The sequence below is a fragment of the Streptomyces sp. NPDC088124 genome (assembly GCF_040685895.1).
Lineage (GTDB): Bacteria > Actinomycetota > Actinomycetes > Streptomycetales > Streptomycetaceae > Streptomyces.
Genome location: NZ_JBFBJB010000119.1, coordinates 1 through 6,903 on the forward strand (window position 1 = coordinate 1; position 6,903 = coordinate 6,903).

At 67.7% G+C, this 6,903-nt stretch carries 6 protein-coding genes and 1 pseudogene; 2 read left to right on the forward strand and 5 right to left on the reverse strand.

Going from position 1 to position 6,903, the window contains the following annotated elements; genetic code table 11:
* Positions 1–739: 739 nt before the first annotated feature.
* From AB0P17_RS42960 to AB0P17_RS42970, 3 genes and pseudogenes are all read right to left on the reverse strand, one after another.
* A complete protein-coding gene (locus AB0P17_RS42960; RefSeq protein ID WP_365820531.1) occupies positions 740–1,252 on the reverse strand; it encodes a hypothetical protein in 513 nt (170 codons plus the stop codon).
* A gap of 351 nt (positions 1,253–1,603) precedes the next feature.
* Positions 1,604–3,364 carry a PcfJ domain-containing protein gene (locus AB0P17_RS42965; RefSeq protein WP_365820533.1) on the reverse strand — a complete coding sequence of 587 codons (1,761 nt, stop codon included), beginning with the start codon at positions 3,362–3,364 and terminating at the stop codon, positions 1,604–1,606.
* A 163-nt stretch (positions 3,365–3,527) separates the two neighbouring features.
* Positions 3,528–3,653, reverse strand: a pseudogene (locus tag AB0P17_RS42970) (IS5/IS1182 family transposase); the annotation flags it as partial.
* A gap of 120 nt (positions 3,654–3,773) precedes the next feature.
* On the opposite strand from AB0P17_RS42970, the gene AB0P17_RS42975 reads away from it, so the two are divergent.
* Positions 3,774–4,007, forward strand: coding sequence for a hypothetical protein (locus AB0P17_RS42975; protein WP_365820541.1), 234 nt, complete (start codon positions 3,774–3,776; stop codon positions 4,005–4,007).
* A gap of 519 nt (positions 4,008–4,526) precedes the next feature.
* Here the strand turns inward: AB0P17_RS42975 and AB0P17_RS42980 are convergent.
* Both AB0P17_RS42980 and AB0P17_RS42985 read right to left on the reverse strand, forming a co-directional pair.
* The gene (locus AB0P17_RS42980) at positions 4,527–4,832 is read right to left on the reverse strand and encodes a hypothetical protein (protein WP_365820535.1); all 306 of its coding nucleotides are present in this window, start codon (positions 4,830–4,832) and stop codon (positions 4,527–4,529) included.
* A 66-nt stretch (positions 4,833–4,898) separates the two neighbouring features.
* The gene (locus tag AB0P17_RS42985) at positions 4,899–5,111 is read right to left on the reverse strand and encodes a hypothetical protein (protein ID WP_365820537.1); all 213 of its coding nucleotides are present in this window, start codon (positions 5,109–5,111) and stop codon (positions 4,899–4,901) included.
* 193 nt (positions 5,112–5,304) lie between these two features.
* Between AB0P17_RS42985 and AB0P17_RS42990 the strand changes: the two genes are divergently transcribed.
* The gene (locus AB0P17_RS42990; protein WP_365820539.1) at positions 5,305–6,504 is read left to right on the forward strand and encodes a hypothetical protein; all 1,200 of its coding nucleotides are present in this window, start codon (positions 5,305–5,307) and stop codon (positions 6,502–6,504) included.
* Positions 6,505–6,903 lie beyond the last annotated feature (399 nt).

The window sequence follows — 6,903 nt, forward strand, 5'->3', positions numbered from 1 at the left end:
TGTGATTACTGAGCGTAGAGAGCTCCATGATCACGTGGACCCGTGGCCGTTCTGATGCCTCCGCCACCTCCCAGGCGCCTATTGCCGGTCGGCCTTAGGCGCACCACGCGGCAAATTCACACCACCGGGGCCTCTGCACCTCATGTCTAGATCTAGCGTTCTTCCTGCCGGTCTCATCAGCCGGCTCTGCAAGACCCCGGGGCGCAGTGCGCCCGGGAACGACGGAGGCCGAGCGGTCATCACCCGCCCGGCCCGTCGACCAGCAGTCATCACCAGCTGATCAGTGAGATCAGTCCCAACCAACTCTCAATGAGCACTTTACTGAACGAGGTCGCGATTCACCACTTCGGCCCCACGTCGACGTGGCATTGGTCGCCGCAGTACCAGCTTCCGAATCCGCGTCCGCTCGATGATCAGCCGGCAACGTTGTTGTGAGCGGAGTTGGTGCCTGGGTGGCAGGGTGGGCGGCGTAGGTGTTTTCGGCGAACCACCAGCCCGCGACCGTGTGTCGCTTCGGCCGCCACGGCGTCGGAGCGACCATCGCTTCCAGCTCTTCGTCACCGGGGCCGAGGTGGAGTCCGACGCCCCAGAAGTCGACTCCTTCAGCGTCTCCGAAAACTCGGGCCGCCGCCGGACAATAACCTGCCGGGCACTGAACGGCGCGAACGGGGACGCCGAATCCAGCGCCGTTGCACACACCGTCGCCGACCGGACCGTCGCCATACGGAATGCGAGGCGGTCATGACTCCCACGGGGAGTGCCCACCGGCAGGGAGCGGTTCGCCTTCAGCTACCGGCCACTCAGTTTCTTCGAGACCGAGTCCATCCAGGCCGGCGGCTTCGACCGTGTACAGGAGTCGGTCGCGGACACGGCGCATGGCGGCCTTGTCGTTGGCCCTGTAGGCGTTGAGGTCGATGACGGCGCCGAGGGTGGCGGGGTGGTCGTAGCGGGAGAGCGCGTACACCAGCCAATACTCCTCCCCGTAGCGGTCGAAGGCTGCGGCGTGAGCAGCGTCCTCCTGAGCCTGGCGCTCGTTAATACGGGCCTGTTCCCGGGCGCGGAGGGCGTCCTCGGTGGCCTGCTGGCGGCGGAGGAAGGCGGCCGCGCCGGGGATAACCCCGTTGCCGCCGCACTCGTAGCACAGGCCGCCGCTGCGCTTGTGGGGAACATGGCGGTAGATATCGAAGCCCTGCTTGCCCTTGCGCTTGGGGCAGATGACGTACTCCTGGTCCTGATGCTCCACTCTCGTCATCCCTTGATCAGACCTGGGTCCACAGACAGTTCGTCGAGCCGAACCTTAAAGGCGTCGGCTTCGACCGGGGCGGACGACGAGCCGGCCGCAGTCTTCCGCAGTGCATGGAAGCGTGCTCGCCGGAGGCAACCGTGCCGCTCGCGGAAGGACATCTCGATGGGAAGAGCGCCGAAGTTGGGGAGGATTTCATGCTCGCCTCAGAACGTCAGCTTGAGGTCGTTGAAAGTCGTCCTACCTCAAGGCCGGGACCAGGACTGCAAAGTCGACCCGGATCCGCGGCCTCGGATCCTCACCTGAGCCGGAAAGACGCCTCCCCCGGCGCAGCACGGGGCTGCGCCGGGGAGGTCTCAATCACGCGGTTACCGTGTCCCGAACTGGCAGGGCGAGCTGCTGCAGTCCGAGGGCGGACTCGTGCACCGGGATTCCGATGCCGATGATGGCATCGAGCACCTGCTGCGCAGGGCCCTTCTCCAGTTCCTTGACCGCCTGGCGATTGTAGGTGCCGAGGAACTGTACGACGCCGTGTTCGTGGTTGATCTCGATGTTGAGCCGTACACGGCCCGTTGAGTCTCCGTGGTCGTCGATCACGGCGACGAAGACGTCCAGGCCCAGCATGTCCGCATAGCCGGCGATGCAGTTGTTGAGCTGTGATCCCCATCGAGCCAGAGTGGCTGCGTCACGTGCGGCAACGAGTCGGAACCCACCGACGCGTGTACCGTCGAGCTTCTCGGCAACGTCTGCGGCCCAGACGGCCCGCTCCCTCTCACGGGAAAGGCGCTCCTGGCGGTTTCGCTCGTCCCGCGCTTCGCGTTCGCGCTGCTCGGCAGTCATCAGCTCACGCCGGTACTCGACCAGGAACGCCTCCGCGGCCTGTCGGAACTCCGGGGCCTTCCACAGCTCCCAGGTCGCGGTGGGCAGGTCACATCCCTCGAGCCGGGCGATCTGTTCGTTGTAGTAGTGCATCTCGCGTAGAGCTTGCCCCTCATCGATCAGGGTGTTGATCGTCCGGTTCGAGCGCGCGACCGAGCGGCTCTCCACGGGGGTCACGGGTATCGAGCGCACCAGGGTCTCCAGGTCCTGAGCACCGCGGATATGGCGCTGTCCCCGAGCCTTGATCAGCTCGGGCAGCAGATCCAGGTCACGCCACTGCGTGTGGACAGTGCCGAGCTCTCGCACGGTGGCCTGGGTGATCCGGATGCTCTGTCCGAGGGGTTGGGCAAGGATCCGCCCCAGGATCGTCTGGGGCACGCGGCGGAACAGCGCCCGGGCCTGCACAAGCTCAGCCGAGTTGAGGACGACATAGTGATTGGTCTGGGTGCGGCGCATCGAATCGATGATCCAGTCGATCGGCACGAGCCCGCGGAACAGACGGAACCAGTTCAGCATGCTCATCTGACCCCAGTCCCGGCTGGCCAGCATGCGCTCAGCCAGGCGCTGGATCTCGCGCGCCAGCGGCTTGCGGTACCGGGTCTTGCCGAACACGTTCTCCGCGACCGTCTTGTAGTCCTCGGCATCCAGGAAGTACATCTGGCCCAAGCGGCCGAGTCCGCGGGGCAAGAACCTCTTCAGCAGTGGGAACCGCTCACCGGCGACCGGCAGGTCGCCGATCACGCGCAGAACTTCGTTCCGGAGGTTCTGGACAATCACGCTCATCTGGGCCTGGATCGCGCGCGGCCCGAGGTCCCCGAAGGAGGGACCCTCGACGACGCGGACGTGCTGACTGTGCCACTGGTAGTGCACCATCGGAGCCAGCAGGGTCTGCTCGCCGAGCTTTTGCAGCAGCTGCACCAGCGGGTGCTCGCCTCCGGCGAAGAGATGCTGGGTGTAGTTCAACCGCCTGGTGCTCTCCAGCACGCGCAGTGCCACAAGGCCGGCCTTGGTTCGCAGCAGCGAGAATGCCTGCACGGTCTGCCAGTGCTTGAAGACCTTGCCGGAGCCGCGCATCCGGTGCACGCGGTGCCACACCGAGCCCGACACGGCCACACGGCCATCGGGTGTAGTACGCGCGACGACGCGGAGGCTTGTGCCGGTGCAGGCTCCCTCGAAGGTCGGCTCGATCTGATCGTTGAGGAACTTGACATGCAGCAGCACGCGCTCGCTTTTCTCGGACATGGTCGCCTTCCGCGGAGTGTGGAACGTGGACTGTGAAGGCTCTGCGGGACGCAGTGCCGACCAGTGGGCAGTGCTCGTCTGGGAGGCACCCGAGATCGGCTTCGCCGATCTGCTTGTGACAAGGAAGAACCCTGCCGCCGGAGCACGAAGCCAAGTAGGTGTCCTATGTGGTGAGGCGGACGAGTCGCTTGTAACGGCCGGGTGCGGCGGCGAGGCCGAGGAAGGCGAGGTAGTTGCGGGGTTGGCGTTCGTATCAGTGGTTGAGTGTGCGGTAACCGGTCAGCCATGACGTTGGGGCGGCCGCGCGGCGAGGTGCTCCCCCGTTTGTGACAACCTGAACATCCAGCGGTACGTCGACAACCAGCCTCCGCCGGAACCGCAGGACGCCCGCGCGCACCTGTACAGCGGAATGCCGCGCGCCGAGGCCTCCCGCTTCGCCGAGGAGAACCTCCTCGACCCGGCGGCCGCGATCTCCGCACTGGACGGCGCCACTCGCGGCGAGCCCGCACCACTTGCGGTCCTGCACACGCTGATCGGCACTGAGCTGTGGCTTACCACCCTGCTCACCGCCCGCCACATCTGGTGGCAGAAAACCCCCGGCCACCAGACCTATTCTTCTGAGTCAGGGATTCTGTTCAGATAGCTGGCGAGGCGTTCGAGTATCTCGTCTGCGGTCTTCGTTCAGACGTAGGGCCTGGGGTCGGTGTTCCATGCGTCGATCCAGTTACGGATGTCCTTCCCCAGCTCGGCGTCGACCGCGGCGCCAGTAGCTGCTCCACCACAGCGATCCAGTCGCCGTCGTGCTGCGACAGGGGCGCCTCGCGCGCCCAGACGGCGGTCCACGCGCTGTCCAGCCGTCGCCGGGGCCGTGCGGGCCCAGCCATCCGGGACGGCCTGCTGGAAGACCGGCGCGGACCTGGGCGGCGGGGGGCGACTGCCCCGGGCGGTAGGCCAGTGTCAGCATGGCGTTCATCACGGGCCGGCTTGCCGCGGCGACCCGTTCGGCGTGGTCGGTCATCCAGGCCCGGGCGGCGGCCGGGTGCCTCGCGGCAACGTGGGTGAGGAACGGCGCCGGCACCGTGGAGGGTCCCTGATGCCTTCGAGTACAGCTCCCCCCATGTGCTGAGCGCCTCGTCCTGGGCGGCGCCGAGCGTCAGGCCCGTCAGCCGCTCGGTGATCCCCCGCGCCCAGTGCCGGTGGTAGCCACCTGGGCGACGGACTTCGCCGCCATCCTCGTATCCGGCACGCCCGGCAGTTTCAGCAGTGCATCGGCCGCGCTGCGTACGCACGCCTCCGCGATCTCGCCGGGCCGCTCCAGGCCACCGGCTCCGGAGAGGACCCGGTGCGCGTTCCTCAGCAACCCCAACGCCAGGTCGCTGAGCTCACCCTGGGCCAGCAGAGCCCCGGCGAGTTCCTCATCGACCGCAGGCAGATCGTACCGGCCGGCCTGCATCGTTTTGTCGTTCATCCGTACGCCGTAGGGCGCGCGCCTCAGCCCGATCCCCTGTACGACACCTTCCTGCAGTTCCAGGCACTACGGTCGGCGATGCTCCCCGGCTGCTTTGACGACCAACCGTACGAGGCCCGCCAGGCAGGTCAGGACAGCCGCGCCCACGGCAAGGGGTTCGGCCAGCCTCGGATACGCAAACGTCAGGCAGACGACCGCTCCGGTGGTGAGCAGGCCCACCGCCATGGCCAGCAGTAGCAGGAAGGTGCGCAGCTCGCGGTGTTCGTCGTTGCTTGTCATGGATGAGTTCATCTCCTTCGTTTCGGGTGCCCGGCCCGGCTCCGAGCCGGGGCAGGCCGGCCGTCTGGGGGCGGTCTGCCGCGCAGGGCCGGTTCTTCGCCCATTGCAGCGGACCGCTGGCACGGCGACCGGACGAAGGTGGGGGGTCTCCAAATGAGGCCTGAGGTGTAGGGCTCACCGGTACGGTCGCAGGATGGACAGCACGAAGGTGCCCAGCCGGGCGGACCAGCAGCTCATCGGCCACGCCCGCGAGCATGGTTTCGCGGTGACCGGCAAACAGTTGTCGGGGTGGAGACGTCACGGGCTGCTCCCGGCAAACGCGCATGGTGGAGGGCTCGGTCGCGGACAGGGCAGTACCTCGCAGCCGGTGGCCGCCAGCTTCGTGCTGGTGCTCGCTCTCGCCCGGCTGTCCGGGCGAGGGAAGCGGCCGGCGGACGTGGCAATGCTCTTGTTCGGCGAGGGCCTGCCGGTGCCGGAACCGACAGTCCGGGCGGCCTTCCACAGCGCCGTCGGCGCCGTCGGCCTTCCAGGCGGTGCCGAGCCGGGTAGGGACGTCGACGGGCAGCTGGACGCCGTCGACTCCTACATCGGCCACGGCGGCCAGGCGGTGATCATGGTGCCCGCGCGAGCGCGCCGGGTGGACGCGCAGATCGTCGCGTTCTTCGAGTCAGCCGGTGTCCCCTGGCCACCGACGGAACTTGCCCAGTGGGATAAGAACTTGGGCGCTGAGCGCATGACGCCGCAGGGCGCCGCGTTGTTCGCCGCCGATGCCCTGCTCACGGGAAGCGCGCCTCTGCAGCGCATCGGCGCGCTGCTGCGGGGGTTGACGCCCGGCCTGGAGGTGAACCCGATCGCGTCCCTGGTGGAGACTACGCCGCACTCCCCCGTCCTGGGTCCCGACGACAGCCTGGCGATGCTGACCGGCGACGTTCGTCGCATCCTTCATGAGTTGGCGGCGACAGCCTCGCCAGAAGACCTTGGCGCCGCCTGGCAGACTGCCCGGGATGTGCGCGCCTGGGCGCTGGACCTGTGCACGCGGGCGGAAGAAGAACTTGCCGCCCGGGCGCCAGGCGAAGCCACCATGGAGTGGTGGATCAGCAGGCAGCTGCCGGCCGGGCTCTCTCTCCTGGACGAACTACGCACCCGACACGAGAGAGCCGCCGCTACCGCTCTGTCAGCTCTGGGTCTGCTGCTGCAGCGCGAACAGTTCGCCGAACTCGACCGGGTTCAACCGGGCTGCCAGTGGGACCTCGCCCAGACACCAGGCTTCCTGCCGCCGCCCGCCCGTGCCTTCCTCGCCCTGCCCCCTGCCGCACGGCCCGCGGCGGATCCAGAACCGCTCGGGCCAGCAGCGGGCCCAGGAACGGACCGAGGACGTCTGCCTGCAAGATGACGCGCCCTTCCTGGAGGTCGACGCGGCCGAAGGCGGCCGTGAGCGTAGGGATGTACCGCAGGCTGGCCAAGGCGCCGGACTTGCGGGAATTCAGGGCCCGTTGTGGAGGGGGGCACCGTTTTCCCCGCCCACAACGTCAGGCAATTTGCCCTGGGGGCGACGGATGCACGGCACGTAGGGTGACCTGGTGTTCAATCGGCGGGAGATCAGGGTGTTGCCGCAGGGGCCTCGGTTCGCTGCCTAGCGGTGGTTTGTTTAACCGGGGAGCAGAGATCAAGTGGGTGGCCTGCGCCGACGGCGTTGGTCAGGGCTTGGAGTTCGGGTGGCGGGGGTGCGTTGGTCCAGGCTCGCCAGCAGCGTTGGAGGGTGGTCCAGGGGTCGAGCCAGGCCCTGACTGCG